Origin of the sequence: Actinomadura nitritigenes (assembly GCF_017573545.1) — a bacterium.
Lineage (GTDB): Bacteria > Actinomycetota > Actinomycetes > Streptosporangiales > Streptosporangiaceae > Spirillospora > Spirillospora nitritigenes.
In genome coordinates this window covers 1-22,195 of sequence record NZ_JAGEOK010000052.1, presented here as the reverse complement: position 1 = coordinate 22,195, position 22,195 = coordinate 1, and the positions used below count along the sequence as shown (strand labels likewise).

Below are 22,195 nucleotides of genomic sequence, written 5' to 3'. Positions count from 1 at the left end.
GGCGGCGGGCGGTTAGGGTGTGATCATGGACGAGCTGCGGGGGGACGAGGCGGAGCAGGTGGGCGCGCTGGTCGAGGCGGCCGCCGGGGCCGACGGCGTCGCGCCCCTGTCGGAGCACGCGCTGCTCGCGCTGCGCGCCGGGCGCGGGGGACTGGTGGTCCGCGACGGCGGCGCGGTCGCCGGCTACGCGCATCTCGATCCGGCGACGGAGGACGAGCCCGCCTCTGGCGAGCTGGTCGTGCACCCGGGCCACCGGCGGCGCGGGCATGGGCGCGCGCTCCTGCGGGCGCTGCGCGAGAAGGCCGGCGGTCCGCTGCGAGTGTGGGCGCACGGCGATCTGCCGGCCGCCGCAGCGCTCGCCGAGTCCGAGGGCATGCCTCGTGTGCGCGCGCTGTTCCAGATGCGCCGTCCCGCCGAGGGGCCGCTGCCCGAGCCGGCGGTCGCCGAGGGCGTCCGGCTGCGCACGTTCGATCCGGGGCGCGACGAGGAGGCGTGGCTGCGGGTGAACGGCCGCGCGTTCGCCGACCATCCCGAGCAGGGCGCCTGGACGATCGAGGACGTCCGCGAGCGCGAGGCGGAGGACTGGTTCGACCCGTCCGGCTTCTTCCTGGCCGAGCGGGGCGGCGAGCCGGCCGGGTTCCACTGGACGAAGGTGCATCCGGGCGGCATCGGCGAGGTGTACGTGGTGGGCGTGGACCCGGACGCGCAGGGCCTCGGACTGGGGCGAACCCTCACGCTCGCCGGGCTGCACCATCTGCGCGACACCGGGCTCGCGCAGTTCATGCTCTACGTGGACGAGTCGAACACGGCGGCCGTCCGGCTCTACGAGTCGCTGGGGTTCACCCGATACGCGGTCGACGTGATGTACGGCGCTCCCGAGTGATGTCAACGAATCGTTGACACGGGTGGGATGTCAAGGAATCCTTGACATCATGACCCCTCCCGCCCCCGACGAGGACGCCCGGTGAGCGCGCCCCTTGCCGATGAGCAGGCGGACGCGATCCGCGAGGCCGTCGCCGAAGCCGTCCTGTCCGCGAGCGAGCAGGGGCGCGAGGGCCTCGACAGCGACCCGGACGCGTCCCTGCTGATGGTCGCCGCGTCCGCCGTCGCGGCGGAGGAGGCCGGCAGGCTGCTGCGCCAGTCCATCACCGGCGCGCGCGCCGCCGGGCACAGCTGGGAGGTCCTCGGCGGGCTGCTCGGCATCAGCCGTCAGGCCGCCCAGCAGCGGTTCGGTGCCTCCGTGGCCGCGGCCAAGGAGTCCGTCCCGGAGGGTGGCCCCGCCCGCCGGGTGCTGCGGCCGCTGCACGCCTTCAACGAGATGGAGGCGCTGGAGAGGGAGGGCCGCCGCGGCTGGCACGCCGTCGACTACGGGTACCTCTTCCATCTGGTCGAGGCGTCGCCGGACAAGTGGGAGCACCGGCGGCTGTGGTGGCCGTCGCGCCGGCGCCGCCGCGCCCTGGAGGAGCAGGGCTGGGAGCTCGTCGTCCCGTCCGACTTCGACTCGCCCTGGGCCTACTACAAGCGCCGCCTGGACGAGCCCGCCGATCCGCGGTGACCGGCGGCGACGCCGCGCCGGGGGATCCTCCGGCGGCGGTCCGGATCCGTCTCCCTGACCGGATCGGGCCGCTTCCCGGTGTCCGTTCCGGCAAACCCGCATGACCTTCTCCGCACGGGCTTTTGGCATGTCTGAGCTGCGCTGTTAACCCGGCGGCCACGCCAAATCGGGACATTCTTCGCAACAGGTCCCGGCCTCGTTCATTCTCCGTTCACCTGGATCGGGGCGTCCGGTCACCTCGCCTGCCTACCGTCGCATCCGACGGCGACCCCACCACCTGGTCAAACCGTGCCAGTGCGGCGGTCGGGGGACCCGCCCGACGAATCCAAGAGGAGACCTCCCGGTGAAGAACGGTTCTCGGCTCGCCGCCCTCGGCGGTGTGGTCGTCGCTGGGGCGCTGGCCCTGTCCGCCTGCGGCAGTGACGACAACAACGGCGGCGGCGGCTCGACCGGCGCCACCAGTGCGGCGGCCGCCAACATCGACTGCGCGAAGGGCGCGATCAACGCGGCCGGGTCGAGCGCGCAGAAGAACGCGATCGAGGAGTGGACGAAGGTCTACACCAGCAAGTGCTCGGGCGCCAACATCAACTACAACCCGAGCGGCTCGGGCGCGGGCATCCAGGCCTTCACGTCCGGCCAGGTCGCCTTCGCCGGTTCCGACTCGGCCCTCAAGCCCGAGGAGCACGGCCCCGCCGACGCGCGCTGCAAGACCGGCAAGGCGATCGACCTGCCGATGGTGCCCGGCCCGATCGCGGTCGTGTACAAGCTCAACGGGGTCGACGGCCTCCAGCTGTCGCCGAAGACGCTCGCGGGCATCTTCGCCGGCAAGATCACCAAGTGGAACGACGCGGCGATCGCCAAGGAGAACAGCGGCGCCAAGCTGCCGTCCACCGCGATCAAGACGCTGCACCGCTCGGACGACTCCGGCACCAGCGACAACTTCACGAAGTACCTGAAGGCGACCGCGCCCGACGTGTGGTCGTTCGAGCCCGGCAAGAAGTGGGTCGCCCCCGGCGGCCAGGGCCTGAAGGGCTCCGACGGCATCTCCACCGCGCTGAAGCAGACCGAGGGCTCGATCTCCTACGTCGAGCTGTCGTTCGCCAGCAACAACAGCCTGCAGACGGCGAAGCTGCAGAACGGTGCCGGCGAGTACACCGAGATCAGCCCGGAGAACGCCTCCAAGGCCGTCCAGGGCGCGCAGATCGTCGGCACCGGCAACGACCTCGCCCTGAAGCTGGACTACAACACCAAGGTGGCGGGCGCCTACCCGCTGGTCCTCGTGACCTACGAGATCGCCTGTGAGAAGGGCCTGCCCGCCGAGCAGGCCACGTTCGTCAAGTCCTTCCTGACCTACATCTCCAGCCCCGAGGGCCAGCAGTCGCTGACCTCGCAGGGCTACGCCCCGCTGCCCGACAACATCGCCACCAAGGTGCGCGAGACGGTCAAGGGCCTGTCCTGACCCGCGAGGACTCCGGCACCAGCCACAGCCCCGCCGCCGGTGATCCCGGCGGCGGGGCCGCCGCACGTCTCAGCGGCCCGGACGCGGGCCGCGAGGAGGGAGACACCGTGACGAGCGACACCCCCGCCGCCCTGGCCAAGGCGGCGGAGCGTCCCCGGCCCGCGCTCTCGATGAGCACCGGCCGCGCCGGGGACCGGATCTTCGCCGGGCTGAGCCGCGGCTCCGGCCTGGTGATCCTGGCGATCATGGCGGCGATCGCCGTCTTCCTGGTGTGGAAGGCGATCCCGGCGCTCCAGGACGACAAGGCGAACTTCCTCACCTCGCAGGAGTGGAACCCCGACGGGACCCCCGCGAAGTTCGGCATCGCCCAGCTCGTCTTCGGCACGCTGATGACCTCGGTCCTGGCGCTGGTCATCTCGGTGCCCGTGGCGGTCGGCATCGCGCTGTTCATCACCTACTACGCGCCCCGCCGGCTCGCCGGCGTGATGGCCTACCTGGTCGACCTGCTCGCCGCGGTGCCCAGCATCGTCTACGGCCTGTGGGGCCTGAACTTCCTGGTCACGAAGATGACCGGGGTGTCGGAGTTCCTCAACTCCTACTTCGGCTGGATCCCGCTGTTCGGCGGGAACGAGACCGGCGGCCGGACGATCCTCACCGCCTCCATCGTGCTCGCCATCATGATCCTGCCGATCATCTCCGCGATCACCCGCGAGGTGTTCGTGCAGGTCCCGCACGCGCACGTGGAGGCGGCGCTGGCGCTCGGCGCGACCCGCTGGGAGATGATCCGGATGTCGGTGCTGCCGTTCGGCCGCTCCGGGATGGTGTCGGCGGCGATGCTCGGCCTCGGCCGCGCCCTCGGCGAGACCATCGCGGTCGCGATGGTGCTGTCCACCACGTCCGGGATCGACTGGCACATCCTCAAGGACGGCGGCAACACGTTCGCGGCGAACATCGCGAACACCTTCGCCATGTCCGGGCCGACGGGACGCAGCGCGCTCATCGCGTCCGGTCTCGTCCTGTTCGTCATCACCCTGATCGTCAACGTGGGCGCCCGCGCGGTCGTGGCCCGCCGCAAGGAGTTCTCGTGACCTCCCTCTCCGGTACGAAGGCGACGTCGACGCTGGGGTCGGTGTCGGCGGGCCGCAAGGCCAAGGACCGCGCCGCGAAGGTGTTCGTCTACTTCGCGTTCCTGCTGGCGGTCATTCCGCTGGTGTCGGTGCTCTGGACGGTGATCGCCAACGGCGCCAAGCGGTTCGACGGCGTGTTCCTCACCCACTCGATGAACGGTCTGGCCAGCAAGGACGCCGGCGGCGGCGCCTACCACGCCATCATCGGCACGCTGGAACAGGTCGGGCTGACCGCGCTGATCTCCGTCCCGCTGGGCGTGCTCACCGCGATCTACCTGGTGGAGTACGCCCGCAACGGGCGGCTCGGCCGCACGATCAGCTTCTTCGTCGACGTCATGACCGGCATCCCGTCGATCGTGTCGGGCCTGTTCGTCCTCGCGTTCTGGCTGCTCGCGCTCGGCATGGACTTCTCCGGCTTCGCGGGCGCGCTGTCGCTGACGATCCTCATGCTGCCGACCGTCGTCCGCGCCACCGAGGAGATGCTCAAGCTCGTCCCCGGCGACCTCAAGGAGGCCGCGTACGCGCTCGGCGTGCCGCGCTGGCGCACGATCATGTTCGTGGTGCTGCCGACGGCGCTGCCCGGGATCGTCTCCGGCGTCATGCTCGCCGTCGCGCGCGTGATGGGCGAGACCGCCCCGCTGCTGCTGACGATCTTCATCACGAAGGCGATCAACACCGACCCGTTCAGCGGCGCGCAGGGCTCGCTGCCCACCTTCATCTGGGACCAGTCCACCGACCCCAACACCAACGCGGTGGACCGCGCCTGGGCGGGCGCGCTGGTGCTGATCGTGCTCATCATGCTGCTCAACCTGGCGGCGCGCCTGGTGGCGTGGCTGCGCAAGCCGTCCTCCCGTTAGCCCGATAGGAGAGAACCTCACAATGGCCAAGCGGATCGAAGTTTCCGGGCTGCACGCCTACTACGGCGGCACCCACGCCATCGAGGACATCTCGATGACGATCGAGCCGCGCTCGGTGACGGCGTTCATCGGCCCCTCGGGCTGCGGCAAGTCCACGTTCCTGCGCACCCTGAACCGGATGCACGAGGTGATCCCGGGCGCGCGCGTCGAGGGCAAGGTGATGCTGGACGACGAGGACCTGTACGCCTCGTCGGTCGACCCGGTCGCGGTCCGCCGCGTCGTCGGCATGGTGTTCCAGCGGCCCAACCCGTTCCCGACGATGTCGATCTACGACAACGTCGCGGCCGGGCTGAAGCTGAACGGGGTGCGCGGCAAGCGCCGCCTCGACGAGGTCGTCGAGGAGTCGCTGCGCGGCGCGAACCTCTGGAACGAGGTCAAGGACCGGCTCGGCAAGCCCGGCGCGGGCCTGTCCGGCGGCCAGCAGCAGCGGCTGTGCATCGCCCGCGCGATCGCCGTCCAGCCGCAGGTGCTGCTGATGGACGAGCCGTGCTCGGCGCTCGACCCGATCTCCACGCTCGCGATCGAGGACCTGATCGGCAAGCTGAAGAGCCAGTACACGATCGTCATCGTCACGCACAACATGCAGCAGGCCGCCCGCGTCAGCGACCGGACGGCGTTCTTCAACATCGCCGGCACCGGCAAGCCCGGCAAGCTCATCGAGATCGACGACACCAGCAAGATCTTCACGAACCCCGAGCAGAAGGGCACGGAGGATTACATCACCGGCCGCTTCGGCTAGCCTGCCGCGGTGGACGGAGACCGCGCGCGCCCGCGGGCGCGCCTGTTGAGGACGCCCGCGTTCACGCTGCTCGCGGTCGTGGCGGCGGCCGGTCTCGCGGGCTGCGGCGGCGGAGGCGGCCACCGGGCCGCGCCGGTGGTGCAGGCCGACCGGGCGCACTGTGGCCGGGGGTGGAGCGATCCGCGCGCGGGCACGCAGACGCTGATGGTGCACAACGCCGACAGCGCCGCGACGGAGGTCGACCTCATCGACCCGTCCAGCGGGGCGATCTACGCCGAGCTGGAAGGGGTCGGGCCGGGGACGACGCGGGCGCTGCGGGTCACGGTCGGCGGCGGGACCTACGCGTTCTGGTGCTTCCCGGACGGCGGCCACCCGGTCACCGGACCCAAGGTGACCGTGACCGGCTCCGCGGGCGGCCCGGCGGTGCGTCCCGTCACGCAGAACGACCTGTTCCCCGCGCTGCGGTCCTACCGCGCGTACGTGACCAGGGGGCTCGGCGTCCTGCGCGACCGGGTGGACGAGCTGCGCGACGCCGTCCGCTCCGGCGACCTGGACGCGGCGCGCGAGAAGTGGCTGCCCGCGCACCTGGCCTACGAGCGGCTCGGCGCCGCGTACGGCACCTTCGGCGACTACGCCGACAAGATCGACGGACGCCCCGCGGGGCTGCCGGACGGCGTCCGCGACCCGGGCTTCACCGGCTTCCGGCGCATCGAGCACGGGCTGTGGCACGGGGAGTCCGCGGCGTCGCTGCGGAGACCGGCGGACCGGCTCGCCGCCGACGTCCGGGCACTGATCGCCGACTTCCCGCGCGAGCAGATCGATCCGTCCGACCTCGGGCTGCGGGCGCACGAGATCCTGGAGAACACGGTGCAGTTCGAGCTGACGGGCAAGGGTGACCAGGGCAGCGGGACGGCCCTCGCGACCGCGTCGGCGAACCTGGAGGGGACCCGTGCGGTCCTCGACCCGCTGCGCCCCGTGCTGAAGTCCCGGATGGACCTCGGCGGCATCGACGGCGGCCTCGACCGGACGTCCAGGCTGCTGGAGGCGCAGCGCCGGCACGGGAGGTGGACGCCGCTCGACGAGCTGAGCACCACCGACCGCGAGCGCGTCAACGGCGCCGTCGGAGACCTCGTCGAGCGGCTCGCGTCCGTCGCGTCCGTCGCCGCCGTCCGGAGGACGTCATGAGCGCCGCCGTCCGGGGGACGTCGTGAGCGGGCCCGGCCGCCGCTCGTTCCTGCGCGGCGCGCTCGCCGCGGGCGTCGCGGGAGCGGTCACGACCGGCGCCGCCGCCGCGACTGAGTCGAAGGACGCCGAGCACCCGAAAAGCCCGTCCCCGAAGGCGCCGCCGTTCCACGGCGTCCACCAGGCCGGGATCATCGAGGAACCGCAGGCCCGCACCATCGTCGTCGCGTTCGACGTGATCGCCGAGAGCAAGGCGGAGCTCACCGACCTGATGCGCGCGCTGACCGACCGGGCGCGCCTCCTGACCGGCGGCGGCGTCCCGGCCGAGCCCGGCATCAGCGCGCCGCCGCCCGACTCCGGCATCCTCGGCCCGGACGCCCCCGGCGGCGGCCTCACCGTCACCGCCGGCGTTGGAGCGTCCCTGTTCGACGACCGGTTCGGGCTCGCGTCCAGGCGCCCGAAGCGGCTCACCCGGATGCGGACGTTCCCCGACGACGACCTCGACCCCGCCTGGTGCCACGGCGACCTCGCCCTCACCCTCGGCGCCGCCGACGAGGACACCGTCCTGCACGCGCTCCGCGACATCTGCCGCCACACCCGCGGCGGCATGCAGATCCGCTGGCGGATCAACGGATTCTCCAGCCGGCCCCGGCCGTCCGGCGCGCCCCGCAACCTGATGGGCTTCAAGGACGGCATCGCCAACCCCGACGTCACCGACGCCGCCGCGATGAACCGGCTGGTCTGGGCGGGCGGCGACGAGCCGTCCTGGACGTCCGGCGGGACGTACCAGGTCATCCGGCTGATCCGGATGCTGGTCGAGTTCTGGGACCGGGTCGGGCTGCCCGAGCAGGAGCAGATGTTCGGCCGCAGCCGCGACACCGGCGCGCCCCTCGACGGCGTCCACGAGACCGACACGCCCCGCTACGCCGCCGACCCCATCGGCAAGGTCATCCCGCTGACCAGCCACATCCGCCGCGCCAACCCGCGCGTCCCGGACACCGAGGCCGGCCGCATCCTGCGCCGGTCCTGCAACTACGACCGGGGCGTCGACGGCGCCGGGAACCTCGACATGGGCCTGGTCTTCGGCTGCTTCCAGCAGGATCCGCACCGCCAGTTCGAGGCCGTCCAGGAGCGCCTCGCCGGTGAACCCCTCACCGACTACATATCACCGTTCGGCGGCGGTTACTTCTTCGTTCTTCCCGGCGTAAGGAACGGGGTAGATCATCTCGGCCGGGGTCTGCTGGAGTAGGCGCGGACGCGCCTGCTGGACCCCGCATCGAAGGAGGGAACATGCAGGACACATCAGGGTCGGGAGGCACCGGCAGGAAAGGCGCCCGCCCCGGCGTCCGCCGCCGCCCCGTACTGATCGCCGCCGCCGCGGTCACCGCGGGACTGTCCGCGCTCGCCGCCGCCTGCGGCACCGGCTCCGGAACGGCCGGGCTGGCCGCCGACCACAGCGCCGCCGGCCAGGGGCACGGCGGAACGTCCCGCAGCCCCATCAAGCACGTCGTCGTGATCTACGGGGAGAACATCTCCTTCGACCACTACTTCGGCACCTACCCCAAGGCCGCCAACACCGACGGGACGCCGTTCCACGCCGCGAAGGGCACGCCGAGGATCAACGGGCTGACCCACAAGCTGCTGACGGACAACCCGAACCAGTACGACCCGAAGCGGCTGTCCCCGTCCCAGGCCCTCACCTGCGACCAGGACCACGGCTACGCCGCGGAGCAGAAGGCCGTCAACGGCGGCAAGATGGACAAGTTCGTCGAGAACACCGGCAAGGACAAGTGCACCGGGCAGCCCATCCTGTTCGGTGAGCCGGGCCTCGTCATGGACTACTACGACGGCAACACCGTCACCGGCATGTGGAACTACGCCCAGAACTACGCCATGAGCGACAACTCGTGGGACTCGGTGTTCGGGCCGTCCACCCCCGGCGCCCTCAACCTGATCTCCGGGCAGACGCACGGCGGCTACGCCGTCGACCCCGTCACCCACGCGAAGGTCTCGGACTCCTACGTCGTGGCCTCCCCGAACGCCGACGGCGTCGGCACGGTGATCAACGACCCTGACCCCGCGTTCGACGACTGCTCGGGCAACAACCACACGTCGAAGAACAACCTCGCCGCCATGACCGGCAAGAACATCGGCGACCTGCTCAACGCCACGAAGGTCACCTGGGGCTGGTTCCAGGGCGGCTTCCGCCCGACCGGCAAGGCGAACGGCTACGCCGTCTGCGGCTCCGCCCACGCCAACATCGGCCAGAACCAGGTCGTCGACTACAGCCCGCACCACGAGCCGTTCCAGTACTACAAGTCGACGGCGAACGAGAAGCACCTGCCGCCGTCGTCGACCAAGGCCATCGGGTACACCGACCAGGCCAACCACCAGTACGACCTGACCGACTTCGACGCCGCGCTCGCCGCGCACAACCTGCCGTCCGTCAGCTTCCTCAAGGCGGCCGAGTACCAGGACGGCCACGCCGGCTACTCCGACCCGATCGACGAGCAGAGGTTCGTCACCAGCACGATCAACAAGCTGCAGAAGTCGCCGGAGTGGGCGTCCACCGCCGTCGTCCTCGCCTATGACGACTCCGACGGCTGGTACGACCACGTCGCACCGCGCATCATGAACGGCTCGACCGACCCCGCGACCGACTCGCCGCTGTGCGGCAAGGCCGAGGCGGCCGGTGGCTACCAGGACCGCTGCGGACCGAGCCAGCGCCTGCCGATGCTGGTCGTCTCCCCGTACGCCAAGGTCAACCACGTCGACCACCGCCCGGTGGAGCAGACGTCGGTGCTGCGCTTCATCGAGGACAACTGGGGCACCGGCCGCATCGGCGACGCCTCCTTCGACGCGCGCGCGGGCGGCATCGAGGGCATGTTCGACTTCCGCCACCCCAAGGCCAAGCAGGTCATCCTCGACCCCGCCACCGGAGGGGTCGTCAGCAGGAGCTGAACGAAGAACCCCCGCCAGGGCTCACGCTTTGGCGGGGGTTCGGTCTTCGGCGTCGCCGGGGCGATGATCGGGGACGAAGCGGTAGCCGACGTTGCGGACGGTGCCGATCAGCGACTCGTACTCGGCGCCGAGCTTGGCGCGCAGCCGCCGGACGTGGACGTCCACGGTCCGGGTGCCCCCGAAGTAGTCGTAGCCCCACACCTCCTGCAGCAACTGGGCGCGGGTGAAGACCCGGCCCGGGTGCTGCGCGAGGTACTTGAGGAGCTCGAACTCCTTGAACGTGAGGTCCAGGATCCGGCCGCGCAGCCGCGCGGTGTAGGTGGCCTCGTCGATGGTCAGCTCGCCGCTGCGGATCTCGCCGGGCACCTCGTCGGCGTCGGCGACCGCCGCGGCCCGGCCGACCGCGAGCCGTAGCCGCGCCTCGACCTCGGCGGGCCCGGCGGTCTGCAGCAGCATGTCGTCCAGCCCCCACTCGGAGCTGAGCGCGGCGAGCCCGCCCTCGGTCACGATGCCGAGCAGCGGGCAGTCCAGCCCCGTGGTGCGCAGCAGCCGGCACAGGCTCTTGGCCTGGACCAGCTCGCGCCGCGCGTCCACCAGGACGACGTCGGCGGGCGGCGCGTCGATCAGCGCGGACGCCTCGGCGGGCGCGACCCGCACCGAGTGCAGCAGCAGCCCGAGCGCGGGCAGGACCTCGTCGGACGGCTCCAGCGCGTTGGTCAGCAAGAGCAGACTGCTCAAGTGCCCGCCTCCTCGTCCCCTGAAAAAGACATAGGACCCAGGCGGCTCACCCTCAAGCCCCCGGCCACGGTCGGCGGCTCGAAGACGAGGTGACCATGAAGGGTCATGCGGATGAACTCCATGGCCTCGTCGCCCGGATCCCTCGTCACGAGCATATCCGAGCCCTGGAGGGAGGCAATGGCCGCATACCGGGAAGGCATGAGATCGTGGGAGCGTGGCCAGAGGGACGATGCGGTACTGGGCCGCGGCCAAGGCGGCGGCGGGGACGCACGAGGAGCCTTACGAAGCCGGGAACCTGGCCGAGGCGATCGAGGCGGCGCTGGCGCGCGACGGGCGCGGCGCCGACTTCGCGCGGGTCGTCGGGCGCAGCTCGTTCCTGATCGACGGGGACCCGGTGGGCGGCCGGCCGCACGCGTCGGTGGAGCTGCCGGAGGGCGGCGTGGTGGAGGTGCTGCCGCCCTTCGCGGGCGGCTGATCCCGCCTTTCCGGCGCCGGAACCGACCTCCCGGGGTGATCCGCGCGTCCGGCAACTCATCCCGCAGTGCGACTCGACCGGGGCGTTCCGGGCACTAAGGTGTGGCGATCGCGCATGCCGCCGCTCGAGGGAGAGAGATGCGCAAAGCACTGCTGGGGTTGCTGATCGTGGTCGCCGTGGGCCTGGTCGTCGCCGACCGGGTCGGGGTCCGGATCGCGCAGAACCGGATCGGGCAGCAGGTCGCGGCGCAGTACGACCTGCCGCGGCAGCCCGATGTCACGATCCACGGCATCCCGTTCCTGACACAGGTGGTCGGCGGCGAGTACGACCACATCACCGTCGACATCGGCGACTGGACCGAGCAGGGCGTCACCGTCTCCGACGTGACGGTGGACATGCGCGGGCTCAACGCGCCGCTGTCCGACGTGATCAACGGCGACACCACGAACATGACGGCCGACACCGCGGCCGCCTCCGCGATCATCCCCTACGACGTGATCAAGAAGGAGGCGCCGAAGGAGGTCAGGAGCATCGGCCCCAAGGGGAACGACCTCGCGGTGGACCTGACCGGCACCGTCCTCGGGTTCCAGGTGAACGGCACCGCGGTCGTGTCGGTGAAGCCGACCTCCAAGGGCATCGCGATCACGCCGGAGTCGGTGGGCGAGGGCGCCGCCCAGATGCCGCTGACGCTGGTCCGGCAGCAGCTGACCTGGGTCGTCCCCGTCAGGGACCTGCCCGTCGGGTCGCGGATCAGCGGCATCGAGCCGACCGCGGGCGGCCTGAAGGTCACGGCGACCGCCCACAACGTCAACCTGAACGATCTCCAGCAGCAGCAGAAATAACCGCGGCCTCCGTGAACCGGGGCGCGCCCGCATCCGTGACAGTGATGTGGGTCCCACCGCGGATGAGGGTTTGCTGCGCGCCCTGTACAGCGAGCACGGCGGTCCCCTCCTGGGCTACGTCCTGCGGCTGACCGGCGGGGACCGGCTCCAGGCGGAGGACGTCGTGCAGGAGACGCTGCTGCGCGCCTGGCGGCACCCGGACGCGCTGGCGGGCCGTCCGGTCCGCCCGTGGCTGTTCACCGTCGCGCGCAACCTCGTGGTGGACGCGCACCGGGCGAAACGGGCGCGGCCCCCGGAGACCGGCATCGACGAGCAGGTGATGGCGACCCTGCCGGGCTCGGACGACATCGACCGGGCGCTGGAGTCCTGGACGGTCGCGGAGGCGCTCGCCGCGCTGACCCCGCCGCACCGGGCCGTGCTCGTGGAGACCTACTATCGCGGCCGGTCGGTCGCCGAGGCCGCCAAGGCCCTCGGCATCCCGGCCGGCACCGTGAAGTCCCGCACCTTTTACGCGCTGCGGGCGCTCAAACTCGCATTGGAGGAGCGGGGGTTGGCGCCATGAACGAATGCGCGGACGTGCGCACCGCGCTCGGCGTCTACGTGGTCGGCGCGATCGACCCGGCCGAGCGGGCGCGGGTCGACGCGCACCTGGAGGGCTGCCCGGCGTGCCGGGACGAGCTGGCCGGGCTGGCCGGGCTGCCGGCGCTGCTCGGCCGGGTCGAGGAGGCGCAGCTGGAGCAGGTGGCCGGGCCGGGCCGCGCGGCGGCGCCGGACCCGGAGTTCCTGGACGGGCTGCTGGCCCGCGCGGCCGAGCGACGGAGGGGACGGCTCGGACCGCTGGGGCGGCGGGCCGGCGGGCGGGGCCGCGTCATCCGATGGGCCCCGCTCGCCGCCGCCGCGTGCCTGCTGCTGGTCGCGGGCGCGCTGTTCGGCGGGTTCGTGCTGCCGTCCGGCGGCGGCGGCCGCACCGCGTCCCCGCCCGCCGGGTCCCCGCCCGCCGCGTCGGCCTCGCCGGAGCCGGAGCCGGAGACGACCCTGAGCCCGGCGGGCCGGGGCGAGCGGATCGTCGCCGTCAACCCCGACAACAAGATCAAGGGCGTCGTCTTCCTCCAGCGCAAGGAGTGGGGCACCCAGGTCGAGCTGTACCTGTCGGGCGTGCCGAAGGGGGAGCACTGCCGGATGATGGTGATCGCCCGGGACGGGCGGCGGGACGCCATCGGCAGCTGGTCCGTCCCCTACGACACCGGCTACGGCGACTACCACGGCTCGACGATGTTCCCGCGCGGCCAGCTCTACTCGTTCGAGATCGTCGGGCTGGACGGGAAGCCGCTGCTCACGATCCCCACGTAGGCTCGCGGTGTGGAAGAAACACGATCGCGGGCGGGTTGCCCAAGGTGATGACGGGAACTCTGGTCGCCCTCGGGGTGCTGCTGGCGGCGACGGCGTTCGGCCTCGTGCGCCGGCGCCGTGACGGCGTGCTGCGCGCCGCGCCGGGCGCCGGCGGCGCCACCGGCGACGGGCGGAAGGACGGCGACGACCAGGTGGGCGAGACCCTGCGACCCGACGAGCTGGGCGCCGAACTCGGCGCGAAGGCCACGCTCGTGCAGTTCTCGAGCGCGTTCTGCGCGCCCTGCCGCACGACCCGGCGCGTCCTCGGCGAGGTCGCCGGGATGGTCGACGGCGTCGCGCACGTGGAGCTGGACGCCGAGGCGCACCTGGAGCTGGTGCGCCGGCTGAACGTGGTGCGGACGCCGACGGTCCTCGTCCTGGACGGGGCGGGGCGGGTCGTCCAGCGCGCCTCAGGGGCGCCCCGCAAGGCCGACGTGATCGCCGCCCTCGGCGTCGCGATCCCGTGACCGCGGCCCGGTGATCGCAGCCCGGTGAGCGTGGTCCGGTGAGCGTGGTCCGGTGAGCGTGGTCCGGTGAGCGTGGTCCGGTGACCGCGATCCCGGGCCCGGGAGGCCGTGCGGACGGGCCCGTCACGGCGCTGTCAAGACCCGGGAGCGGCCGATCAACCTGTGAGCCGTACCCCGGTGACCTGCGATAAGACACATGTCACTGTCTCGGAAGGCGAGACGGATGTGACAGGGCGTGGATTGTCGGCTTAACATCGTGTCCGTGCGTTACTGGACAGAGCAGATGCTCACGAAGCGCCGCGCGGTCGATTTCTGCCGCGTGGCCGCCTCGCTCTGTCGCACGGCCTGAGGCATCGAGCCCATCCGCCCCCGAGCTCTTCCGATTTCCACGCTCGTACGCACGCTTCCTCTCCGCCATGGAGCACCCCGATGCAGGTTGATCCGCGTGGGCCGCGCTTCGGCGCCTCGGTCACGACGGTCGTTCTCGTCGCGGTCCTGGTGACCGGAAGCTGGGCACTGCTCGCCGCTCAGGCCGTCGTGTTCGCCATCGGCGCGTTCCTCGGCCTCCGGCACGCCCCGTACGGGCTGGTGTTCAAAGCGCTGATCCGCCCCCGGCTCGCTCCTCCCGCGGAACTGGAGGACGCGGCCGCGCCCCGCTTCGCGCAGGGCGTCGGGCTCGTCTTCGCCGTGGTGGGGACGGTCGGATACGTGACGGGGATCACCTGGCTCGGCATCGGTGCCACCGCCCTCGCGCTGGCGGCGGCGTTCCTGAACGCGGCGTTCGGGTTCTGCCTCGGCTGCGAGATTTATCCGCTCTTCCGACGTATCACCGCGAAGATTCGCTCCGACAGGGAGGTTCCCGCATGAGCCGCTCCGACGTCCTGGTGGACACCGATTGGGTCGAGGCCCACCTGGACGACCCGGGCCTGGTCCTGGTCGAGGTGGACGAGGACGTGTCCGCCTACGACAAGGGCCACATCCGTGGCGCCGTCAAGATCGACTGGAAGACCGAGCTGCAGGACCCGGTCCGCCGCGACTTCGTGGACAAGACCGGCTTCGAGCAGCTGCTGTCCGCCAAGGGCATCGCCAACGACGACCTGGTGATCCTCTACGGCGGCAACAACAACTGGTTCGCCGCCTACGCGTACTGGTACTTCAAGCTGTACGGGCACGACAAGGTGAAGCTGCTCGACGGCGGCCGCAAGAAGTGGGAGCTGGACTCCCGCGAGCTGGTCGAGGACGTCCCGTCGCGTCCGCGGACCGACTACAAGGCCACCGAGCAGGACCTCTCGATCCGCGCCTTCCGCGACGAGGTCGTCGACGCGATCGGCAGCAAGAACCTGATCGACGTCCGGTCCCCGGACGAGTTCAGCGGCAAGCTGCTCGCCCCGGCGCACCTGCCGCAGGAGCAGTCGCAGCGGGCCGGCCACGTGCCGACCGCGCGCAGCATCCCGTGGTCCAAGGCGGCCAACGACGACGGCACGTTCAAGTCCGACGACGAGCTCCGGCAGCTGTACACCGAGGCCGGCGTCGACCTGAACAAGGACACGATCGCCTACTGCCGCATCGGCGAGCGCTCGTCCCACACCTGGTTCGCGCTGCGCGAGCTGCTCGGCCTGCCGAACGTGAAGAACTACGACGGTTCGTGGACCGAGTACGGCTCGCTGGTCGGCGTGCCGATCGAGCTCGGCGAGCCCAAGTAACGACACCCCACCGCCGCCGGCGGAACGAATCTTTCCGTGTGCACGGAGATGGAGGAGCAATGACCCAGGGCTGCGCAGCGCCGGAGCAGACGGCGCACCTTCCCGCGACCGTCGACCTGACCAACGAGGCCGTCATCCAGGGCACCGTCACCCGTGACGGCGCGCCCGTGTCCAGCGCGTACGCGCGCCTGCTCGACTCGACCGGCGAGTTCACCGCCGAGGTCGTCACCGGTGACGAGGGCGTGTTCCGCTTCTTCGCCGCCGACGGCGACTGGACGGTGCGGGTGCTGGCCGCGGGCGGGGTCAGCGTCGACAACGCGGTGACCGCCAAGACCGGCGAGGTCGCCGCGCTCCAGGTGGCCATCTGACCTCTGCCGTGCGCCCGCTCGGGGGCGTCCCTGAGCGGGTACCGGCCAGGTCCGGCCTGGAACCTCCGAACCCCGCCGTCCCGGTCCGTCCGGGACGGCGGGGTTCGCCGTTTCCCGGCCGGTGCCGGTGCCGGTGCCGGGGTGCCCGGGGAGGCCGGTGGCCTGGGGCGGTAGGGGCCCGCGGAGTAGCATCGGCGCGATGTTCGCACTGTCGGGTCGGTCGCCGCTGCTGCTGCCGTGGGCCGCGCTCAAGCTCGCGGGACGGTTCGTCCTGCCGCTGACGCTGTGGTTCACCGCCGGGCGGCTGCTGCGGTACGGCGCGCTGTACGGTGGGTACCGGCTCGGCGCGATGAAGGGCACCGCCGCGACGGTCGCGCCGCTCGTCACCGTCGGGCTGCTGGTGATGATCACGCTGGCGACGGCGGTGCTGATGGTGCACTGCGTCCGCGAGGGCCTGGACGTCGTGCACGCCCGCGCGGCGGACGGCGACCTGACGCCGTGGGCCGTCGGGAACGACGAGTCGGTGGTCGGCGCGATGGCGCGGGCCGCGCTCCCCTTCGTGATCTTCTACCTGGCGTGGGGGATGCAGACCGACGACGCCCGCGAGTTCGCCGACATGGCGGCCAGCCGCGGCTTCGCCGAGGGCGGCTTCCAGGGGCAGCTCAAGGGCATGGGCATGCTGATCTCGCTGGAGAAGCACGTCGTGCTCGCCGTCGCCATCACCGCCGCGTTCTTCCTGGTCAAGACGGCGGTGGAGTGGCTGCTGGAGGAGCGGCTCGGCCGCTCGGCGGGCGCGCTGATGGCCTTCCTGGAGATCAACTTCACGCTGTTCGGCATCTTCACGATCGACCACCTGCGCGGCGACGCGGCCGACCGGATCACCGGGCGGCAGGCGTGGCAGTGGATCGACGGCGCCGCCGGACCCGTCCTGGACCTGTGGCCGCCGTTCAAGGACGCGGTGCTCGGCGCGCTGATCTGGCTGGTCATCGCCGGGGTGATCCTCGGCTTGGACGCGGGCGACGAGCGGGTCGTGCTCGGCCGCGGCCGGGCCGCGCGGCGGCTCGCGGCGGCCGGGGGCATCGAGCGGCAGGGCAGCGTCAGGGAGGTGCTGACCCGCGGGTTCCGCGAGATGTGGCTGCCCGCCTGGTACGGGCTGCGGCTCGTCCGCCGGTCCGGGATGCTGCCGTTCGCGGTGTTCTGCCTGCTGTTCTCCGCGCTGGACGTCGGCCGGGACGCGTCCCGCCGGTGGGTGTACGAGCTGCTCGGCCCGCACGAGGTGACGTGGTGGATGCCGCGGCTGCCGCTGGTGGACTTCGGGACGGGCCTGGTCTTCGAGATCCTCCGGATCTGCCTGCTCGCCGCCGCGTTCAACCTGGTGATGGCGCGGGTCACGGCGCGAAACGCAGCGAAGGCAGTGGCGTCCCCTGCTTCCGTGACGCCTTCGGCGCCTGCACCCGCAGCGCCAGGGCCTCCGCCACCGTTCGGGGCACCGTCCCTCTGACGGTGAGGCGGCTGACCGCGCCGGGCCGCGCCGTCCCGGCGGCGAGACCGGTCGCCGACCAGCTGCGTCCGTCGCCGTCGGTGAAGGTGTAGACGATGCCGTAGGAGCCGATCGCCTTCGCGGCGGCCGCGTCGTCCGGCCGGACGGCGAGCACGACCCGCAGTTCCGTGACGGTGTCGTCCTTCGGCTTCGTGCCGAACGACAGCGGCGCGGTGGCCTGCCGGGCGATTACCTTCCACTGCGCGCCCACCAGCGTGCCGGTCGCGCCGTGCGGAACGTCCGTCACCTTCTCCGGCGGTTTCAGGCTCTTCTGGACGCTGTCGGTCTCGTCCATCCACTTCAGGACGAGGAGGGCGGGCAGCAGCGCGGTCAGCGCGAGCGCCTGGACGACGCGCCGGTCGCGGGGGCGGAGCCGCGACCGCCGCCGAGGGGGGATCACGGGCAGGTCGGGGTTGGTCGGCTGCGGGTCGTGGAACCCGGAACCGGCCGCGGTCGTCACGAGCCCGCCTCCGGGTCGAAGCGGTCGGCGGCGCTCCGGAGCAGCGCCTCGGCCCGGTTCGCGTCGATCCCGAGGTCGATGTCGGCGGCGGCGGACAGTTGCGGGAGCAGCCCGCCCGTCCCGACGACGAGATGCGCGCCGCGCAGGCGGTCCTTCGGCAGCTCGAACAGCAGCGTCCCCGGCGCCCAGATCAGCGGCTGCATGTCCGGGACGGTGCTCGTCGTCCCCGAGCGCGGGTCGTACCGGTAGCTGTAGCCGCCGGGCGTCTCCAGCACCGCGGTGCCGAGGCGGAGCGGCTCGCGCTCGCTCCTCGCCCGGATCCGCACCGCGAGGTAGATGCCGTCGGTGCCGATCGCAGGCTCGTTCCCGAAGCTCAGACCGGGTGCCAGCGACCGCGCCGCCTGCACGCCGTCGACGCGGACGCTGAACATGCGGTTGGAGACGGTCTGCCCGATCCTCCCGTCGTTGCGGAGCGGGTCCAGCTCTTTGGCGTCCACCTTCGGCCGCATCGTGTGCACCCACATCGCCGCGACGAGCAGGCCCGTCCCGACGACCCCGGCACCGCCGCGCACCAGCAGCTCGCGCCCGTCCATCAGGGGCTCGCGGTCGGCCGGGGCCGCTGCGGCCGGGTGGTCCGCGCGGTCGGACGCGCCGCTCCGGACGAGGGGCGCGCGGCTCCGGACGGCGGGCGCGCCGCGCGGGTGGGGGGCGCCGCCCGGGTCGGGAACGGCGCCGGGGACGACGCGGGGGCCGCCGGAGTCGCGGCGGCCGCGACCGGGAGGGTCATCTTCGCGGCGAGCGCGCCGTCCTCGGTGTCGGGCAGCCAGTTGTAGCTGACGTCGGTGAACCCCGTCCGGTACTCCCATTTCCGCAGGCCGACGGTGAACCGGCGCGGCGCGTCCGACGGCCCCGCCTGCCACATCGCGGACGCCTCGACGGGCAGGCCCGGCTGCACCGAGTCCGTCTTCGCGCCGCCCGCGACGCCCTCGACCTGGTCGGGCTCCAGCCACTTGCCCGCCTTGGTGCGCGCGGCGAGCCCGTCCGTCAGGCCGCCGTTGCCGAGCGACTCGGTCTCCTTGCCGTTGTTGACGACCCGCATCCGGACGATCAGGTACCGCTTCGGAGCCGCGTCGAACCCGCCCTTGACCAGGCCGAGCCGCGCGTCCCGGACCGTCACCGTGAACAGGCCGACGTTCAGCGCCTTGCCCGGCCGCTCGACGGGCTGCTTCGGCGCCTCCTTGAAACCGCCCGCGACCCACGTCACCGCCGCGACGGCGGCGACCGCGCACACCACGGCGGCGGGGACCAGCCGGCGCCTCGCGGAGGCGCGGTCCCCGCCTTCGCCGAACGGCTCCCCCGGAGGCGGCCCGCTCGGAGGCGGGGGGACGGGGGCGGTGGAGTGCACGCGCCGAATGCTAGTACGGCGGCTGTTGAGTCCCTAAGGTCCGCTGATGGCCTGGTTCGGGGTCTTCTGGAGGGCGCGGGCACTACGCTGCCAGCGTGACGGAGATCATCGACTATGGGCGGTTCGCGGACCGGCTCGCCGCGCCGCGCCCGCGCTGGGACCTGCTGCGCGAATTCCAGGACGAATGGGGCTACACGGTTCCCGCCGGAGTCGACCCGTGGCCGAAATGGTCCGAGTCCGAGCACCACGCCTACGTCCGCGCGCTCCACGAGGAATGGACCGGCGAGGAAGAGGACCCCTTCCAGGGCGTCGACCGGACGCTGCCCGTCCCGAAGGCGCTGGACGAATGGTGGGACCTGCCGTTCAACTCCTTCACGTACTCGCCCCGGCTGTACTGGACGAACCCCGAGTACCCGCTGACGCTGCGGCCCGACCCGTCCGGCTACGGCGTCTCGGAGGGCCTGCCGGAACCGAACCCGTTCGTCGAACCCGGCGGTGACCTGCGGCTCTGCTGCTTCATGGCCGAATACGAGTACTGCAACGAGTGGGCCTACCTCGCGTCCGAGGCCGGCCACGACGACCCGCGCGTGCTCGCCAGCGTCGGCGAGGACGGGTGGGTCCTGCAGGCCCGGTCGATCTCCGAGTTCTTCGTGCTGCTCGCCGCCGTCCGGCTGCCGTCCCACTTCGGCTGGTCCGTCCAGCTCGGCGACGACGACTTCCCGGACGGCCCCCCGGTGCGGGAGCGCATCGAGGCGGCCTACCGGCCGATGGGCTTCCAGAACTGGCGGGAACTCGGCGCCGACACCGCCCTGTTCGGCGGCCCCGACGTGATCGTCCGGCACGACACCGGCATGGCCGACTTCGCCGTCGAGATCAGCGGCCGCAGCCGGGACGCCCTCGCCGCCACCGCCCGGACCCTCGGTTGGACGTGGGACGAGGACCTCGTCGAGCCGCCGCGCAAGGACGAGGAATCCCAGTGAAGGCGCGGGCCCTTCGGAAGCGCGCGTGAGGGACGGGACCTTTCCGGAGTTCCGCTGAAGGGCGGCGAGCGCGCGTGTCCCGATGAGGACGGCAGTCCGGGTGACGGCGGCGAATCGTCTAGAGTCATGGCGATCGCACGGTTTCAGGAGAGATGGGAATGCGCGGAGCGGGACTCGTGGCCGGCGCCACCGGCCTGGCCCTGACCACGGCACTCGCGTTCGCCCCGGTCGCGTCCGCCGCCCCCGGCGACCGGCCGCAGGCGGCGCCGACCACCAAGCCGCCGGCCACCGGGAAGCCGACGCCGACCAAGTCCCCGGAGCGCAAGCAGCAGCAGGCCCCGTCCGGTGGCCAGTGCAACAAGCCGAGCGGCCAGCCCGCCTCGGCGATCACCCAGCAGCCCTGGGCGCAGCGGCGGCTGGACTTCGAGCAGGCGTGGTCGATCACCCGCGGCGCCGGCGTGACCGTCGCCGTCGTCGACAGCGGCATCGAGGCCGCGCATCCGCAGCTCAAGGGCAAGATCGTCGGCAGTTTCGACGCGACGGGCACCACGCCCACCGACTGCTACGGGCACGGCACCCAGGTCTCCGGCATCATCGCCGCGTCCGACATGCGCCGCCGCAACGTCCCGTTCGTCGGGGTCGCGCCGCAGGTCAAGCTGCTCGACGCCAAGTTCACCACCGGTGAGAGCACCGACGACAACACCCTGCTGCCGAAGGCGATCAAGTGGGCCGCCGAGCACGGCGCCAAGGTCATCAACGTCTCGGCGCGCGCCCCCGACACCACGCTCCTCCAGCAGGCCGTCAAGGTCGCGCAGCAGCACGACGCGCTGATCGTCGCCGCGGCCGGCAACGTCGACAAGGACGAGCGCGGCAAGGAGAGCGCGGGCTACCCGGCGAACTATCCGGGCGTCCTGTCCGTCGCGGCGGTGGACCAGAACGGCACGATCTCCGACTTCTCCAACCACAAGACGCGCATCGACGTGTCCGCGCCGGGCCAGGACATCATCTCCACCGTCGGCACCGGCTACGCGGGCGGCCTGCAGGGCACCAGCTTCAGCGCCCCCTACGCCGCCGGAGTCGCCGCGCTCGTCCGGTCCCGGTTTCCGAAACTGACGTACCAGCAGGTCATCAACCGGATCCTGATCACCGCGGAGGGCGGCAACGGGCAGGGCAGCGGGTACGGGATGATCAGCCCGATGCAGGCGGTGTCCGCCGTGATGGACCCGAACGCGAAGCCCGGGCAGACGTCCGCCGCCCGCCCGCTGAGCAGCCCCGTCCCCATCGCGCACGCCGCGCCCGTCGACCACCGCACCCGGAACATCGGGCTCGGTATCGCCGGTGGCGCCCTCGGCCTCACCGTCATCGTGGCCTTCGGCGGCGCCGTCATTCCGATGGGACGCCGTCGGGGCTGGAAGCCGGGCCGCATCCCGGCCCTGCCGACGGGTGAAGACCGCCGTTGATTGGGGCGGGTGTTTGGTTTCGTTTTCTGTGCTGTAGCGCATCGTGGGTGTGGGTGTGGGTGTGGGTGTGGGTGTGGGTGTGGGTGTGCGGGTTTGGTTTTCGCGCTGAGGTGGGTGCCGATGCCTGATTCGGAAATTGGTCGCGCTGGTATTTGACGCTTTCAGGATGGCAACCGGGATCTCGCAACGGGCATTCGTCGGGGCGGTCCATCGGATAGGGGACTCAGGGCGCCTCGAGGTAAGTGTTCGGGAAGCTTTCGAGGTGGGTGTTGGGGGCTCTCGAGGTGGGTGTTCGTTTGAATGGCAAGAGGGGTGTTCGGGTGGTGGGGTGGCGCTGGCGTACGGGGCCGCCCCTCCAAAGTCAAGGGCGCCTTCGGCGTCGCTTCGCGATGGACTTCGTCCACCCTTGACTTTGGAGCCTCTGCGGC

The 22,195-nt window shown here is 71.9% G+C and carries 25 protein-coding genes; 21 read left to right on the top strand and 4 right to left on the bottom strand.

What is annotated here, in order from left to right; genetic code table 11:
- Positions 1-25 precede the first annotated feature (25 nt).
- The 9 genes from mshD (at position 26) to J4557_RS45360 (ending at position 9,940) form a co-directional block, all read left to right on the top strand.
- On the top strand, positions 26-883 hold the full coding sequence (gene mshD / locus J4557_RS45400) for a mycothiol synthase (protein WP_208273524.1): 858 nt from the start codon (positions 26-28) through the stop codon (positions 881-883).
- Positions 884-964: 81 nt separating this feature from the next.
- Positions 965-1,555: a hypothetical protein gene (locus tag J4557_RS45395; protein ID WP_208273522.1), complete on the top strand. Its 591-nt coding sequence runs from the start codon at positions 965-967 to the stop codon at positions 1,553-1,555.
- Between the two features lie 343 nt (positions 1,556-1,898).
- On the top strand, positions 1,899-3,014 hold the full coding sequence (pstS, locus tag J4557_RS45390) for a phosphate ABC transporter substrate-binding protein PstS (protein ID WP_208273520.1): 1,116 nt from the start codon (positions 1,899-1,901) through the stop codon (positions 3,012-3,014).
- Positions 3,015-3,184: 170 nt separating this feature from the next.
- Positions 3,185-4,102, top strand: a complete 918-nt coding sequence (gene pstC, locus J4557_RS45385) for a phosphate ABC transporter permease subunit PstC (protein WP_208273566.1) — start codon at positions 3,185-3,187, stop codon at positions 4,100-4,102.
- Positions 4,099-4,998, top strand: coding sequence for a phosphate ABC transporter permease PstA (gene pstA / locus J4557_RS45380; RefSeq protein WP_208273518.1), 900 nt, complete (start codon positions 4,099-4,101; stop codon positions 4,996-4,998). Before pstC ends, pstA begins: the two co-directional genes overlap by 4 nt.
- A gap of 22 nt (positions 4,999-5,020) precedes the next feature.
- Positions 5,021-5,797 carry a phosphate ABC transporter ATP-binding protein PstB gene (gene pstB, locus J4557_RS45375; RefSeq protein WP_190856799.1) on the top strand — a complete coding sequence of 259 codons (777 nt, stop codon included), beginning with the start codon at positions 5,021-5,023 and terminating at the stop codon, positions 5,795-5,797.
- A gap of 9 nt (positions 5,798-5,806) precedes the next feature.
- Entirely contained in the window at positions 5,807-6,982 is a 1,176-nt protein-coding gene (locus J4557_RS45370; RefSeq protein WP_208273516.1) for an EfeM/EfeO family lipoprotein, read from the top strand.
- A 22-nt stretch (positions 6,983-7,004) separates the two neighbouring features.
- Positions 7,005-8,228 (top strand): iron uptake transporter deferrochelatase/peroxidase subunit, encoded by a 1,224-nt coding sequence (efeB, locus tag J4557_RS45365; protein ID WP_208273514.1) that lies wholly within the window; start codon positions 7,005-7,007, stop codon positions 8,226-8,228.
- Between the two features lie 41 nt (positions 8,229-8,269).
- Complete coding sequence (locus J4557_RS45360; protein WP_208273512.1) at positions 8,270-9,940, top strand: alkaline phosphatase family protein; 1,671 nt, start codon at positions 8,270-8,272, stop codon at positions 9,938-9,940.
- Positions 9,941-9,961: 21 nt separating this feature from the next.
- Here the strand turns inward: J4557_RS45360 and J4557_RS45355 are convergent, their stop codons facing one another.
- Complete coding sequence (locus tag J4557_RS45355; protein ID WP_208273510.1) at positions 9,962-10,678, bottom strand: winged helix-turn-helix domain-containing protein; 717 nt, start codon at positions 10,676-10,678, stop codon at positions 9,962-9,964.
- 214 nt (positions 10,679-10,892) lie between these two features.
- Here J4557_RS45355 and J4557_RS45350 point away from each other — a divergent pair, with 214 nt between their 5' ends.
- The 10 genes from J4557_RS45350 (at position 10,893) to J4557_RS45310 (ending at position 17,423) form a co-directional block, all read left to right on the top strand.
- On the top strand, positions 10,893-11,153 hold the full coding sequence (locus J4557_RS45350) for a MoaD/ThiS family protein (RefSeq protein ID WP_208273508.1): 261 nt from the start codon (positions 10,893-10,895) through the stop codon (positions 11,151-11,153).
- Between the two features lie 137 nt (positions 11,154-11,290).
- The gene (locus J4557_RS45345) at positions 11,291-11,995 is read left to right on the top strand and encodes an LmeA family phospholipid-binding protein (RefSeq protein ID WP_208273506.1); all 705 of its coding nucleotides are present in this window, start codon (positions 11,291-11,293) and stop codon (positions 11,993-11,995) included.
- A 31-nt stretch (positions 11,996-12,026) separates the two neighbouring features.
- The gene (locus tag J4557_RS45340) at positions 12,027-12,557 is read left to right on the top strand and encodes a sigma-70 family RNA polymerase sigma factor (RefSeq protein WP_208273564.1); all 531 of its coding nucleotides are present in this window, start codon (positions 12,027-12,029) and stop codon (positions 12,555-12,557) included.
- Positions 12,554-13,345 (top strand): zf-HC2 domain-containing protein, encoded by a 792-nt coding sequence (locus J4557_RS45335; RefSeq protein WP_208273504.1) that lies wholly within the window; start codon positions 12,554-12,556, stop codon positions 13,343-13,345. The genes J4557_RS45340 and J4557_RS45335 overlap by 4 nt, the downstream gene beginning before the upstream one ends.
- A 47-nt stretch (positions 13,346-13,392) precedes the next feature.
- The gene (locus J4557_RS45330) at positions 13,393-13,851 is read left to right on the top strand and encodes a thioredoxin family protein (RefSeq protein ID WP_208273503.1); all 459 of its coding nucleotides are present in this window, start codon (positions 13,393-13,395) and stop codon (positions 13,849-13,851) included.
- Between the two features lie 283 nt (positions 13,852-14,134).
- Entirely contained in the window at positions 14,135-14,200 is a 66-nt protein-coding gene (locus J4557_RS52405; RefSeq protein WP_360761443.1) for a putative leader peptide, read from the top strand.
- A gap of 80 nt (positions 14,201-14,280) precedes the next feature.
- Positions 14,281-14,718: a DUF4395 domain-containing protein gene (locus tag J4557_RS45325; RefSeq protein ID WP_208273502.1), complete on the top strand. Its 438-nt coding sequence runs from the start codon at positions 14,281-14,283 to the stop codon at positions 14,716-14,718.
- On the top strand, positions 14,715-15,554 hold the full coding sequence (locus tag J4557_RS45320) for a sulfurtransferase (RefSeq protein WP_208273501.1): 840 nt from the start codon (positions 14,715-14,717) through the stop codon (positions 15,552-15,554). Before J4557_RS45325 ends, J4557_RS45320 begins: the two co-directional genes overlap by 4 nt.
- Positions 15,555-15,613: 59 nt before the next feature.
- Positions 15,614-15,922: a DUF1416 domain-containing protein gene (locus J4557_RS45315; RefSeq protein ID WP_151539333.1), complete on the top strand. Its 309-nt coding sequence runs from the start codon at positions 15,614-15,616 to the stop codon at positions 15,920-15,922.
- Positions 15,923-16,121: 199 nt separating this feature from the next.
- On the top strand, positions 16,122-17,423 hold the full coding sequence (locus J4557_RS45310; protein WP_208273500.1) for a hypothetical protein: 1,302 nt from the start codon (positions 16,122-16,124) through the stop codon (positions 17,421-17,423).
- Here the strand turns inward: J4557_RS45310 and J4557_RS45305 are convergent.
- From J4557_RS45305 to J4557_RS45295, 3 genes are read right to left on the bottom strand one after another with little or no spacing between them, the layout of a single operon-like run.
- Positions 17,311-17,922: a hypothetical protein gene (locus J4557_RS45305; protein WP_208273498.1), complete on the bottom strand. Its 612-nt coding sequence runs from the start codon at positions 17,920-17,922 to the stop codon at positions 17,311-17,313. The genes J4557_RS45310 and J4557_RS45305 overlap by 113 nt on opposite strands.
- Positions 17,919-18,515, bottom strand: a complete 597-nt coding sequence (locus J4557_RS45300) for a hypothetical protein (protein ID WP_208273494.1) — start codon at positions 18,513-18,515, stop codon at positions 17,919-17,921. The genes J4557_RS45305 and J4557_RS45300 overlap by 4 nt, the downstream gene beginning before the upstream one ends.
- Positions 18,515-19,327 carry a hypothetical protein gene (locus J4557_RS45295; protein ID WP_208273492.1) on the bottom strand — a complete coding sequence of 271 codons (813 nt, stop codon included), beginning with the start codon at positions 19,325-19,327 and terminating at the stop codon, positions 18,515-18,517. The genes J4557_RS45300 and J4557_RS45295 overlap by 1 nt, the downstream gene beginning before the upstream one ends.
- 95 nt (positions 19,328-19,422) lie before the next feature.
- Between J4557_RS45295 and J4557_RS45290 the strand changes: the two genes are divergently transcribed.
- Both J4557_RS45290 and J4557_RS45285 read left to right on the top strand, forming a co-directional pair.
- Positions 19,423-20,307 carry a hypothetical protein gene (locus J4557_RS45290; RefSeq protein WP_208273490.1) on the top strand — a complete coding sequence of 295 codons (885 nt, stop codon included), beginning with the start codon at positions 19,423-19,425 and terminating at the stop codon, positions 20,305-20,307.
- Positions 20,308-20,465: 158 nt separating this feature from the next.
- On the top strand, positions 20,466-21,767 hold the full coding sequence (locus J4557_RS45285) for a S8 family peptidase (RefSeq protein ID WP_208273488.1): 1,302 nt from the start codon (positions 20,466-20,468) through the stop codon (positions 21,765-21,767).
- The last annotated feature ends 428 nt before the right edge of the window (positions 21,768-22,195 follow it).

Bases quoted from the DNA above. Each gene is read 5' to 3' on its own strand.
- mshD (WP_208273524.1), top strand. From the start codon at position 26: ATGGACGAGCTGCGGGGGGACGAGGCGGAGCAGGTGGGCGCGCTGGTC.
- pstC (WP_208273566.1), top strand. From the start codon at position 3,185: ATGAGCACCGGCCGCGCCGGGGACCGGATCTTCGCCGGGCTGAGCCGC.
- pstB (WP_190856799.1), top strand. From the start codon at position 5,021: ATGGCCAAGCGGATCGAAGTTTCCGGGCTGCACGCCTACTACGGCGGC.
- J4557_RS45360 (WP_208273512.1), top strand. From the start codon at position 8,270: ATGCAGGACACATCAGGGTCGGGAGGCACCGGCAGGAAAGGCGCCCGC.
- J4557_RS45345 (WP_208273506.1), top strand. From the start codon at position 11,291: ATGCGCAAAGCACTGCTGGGGTTGCTGATCGTGGTCGCCGTGGGCCTG.
- J4557_RS45335 (WP_208273504.1), top strand. From the start codon at position 12,554: ATGAACGAATGCGCGGACGTGCGCACCGCGCTCGGCGTCTACGTGGTC.
- J4557_RS45330 (WP_208273503.1), top strand. From the start codon at position 13,393: ATGACGGGAACTCTGGTCGCCCTCGGGGTGCTGCTGGCGGCGACGGCG.
- J4557_RS45325 (WP_208273502.1), top strand. From the start codon at position 14,281: ATGCAGGTTGATCCGCGTGGGCCGCGCTTCGGCGCCTCGGTCACGACG.
- J4557_RS45320 (WP_208273501.1), top strand. From the start codon at position 14,715: ATGAGCCGCTCCGACGTCCTGGTGGACACCGATTGGGTCGAGGCCCAC.
- J4557_RS45315 (WP_151539333.1), top strand. From the start codon at position 15,614: ATGACCCAGGGCTGCGCAGCGCCGGAGCAGACGGCGCACCTTCCCGCG.
- J4557_RS45310 (WP_208273500.1), top strand. From the start codon at position 16,122: ATGTTCGCACTGTCGGGTCGGTCGCCGCTGCTGCTGCCGTGGGCCGCG.
- J4557_RS45300 (WP_208273494.1), bottom strand. From the start codon at position 18,515: ATGGACGGGCGCGAGCTGCTGGTGCGCGGCGGTGCCGGGGTCGTCGGG.
- J4557_RS45285 (WP_208273488.1), top strand. From the start codon at position 20,466: ATGCGCGGAGCGGGACTCGTGGCCGGCGCCACCGGCCTGGCCCTGACC.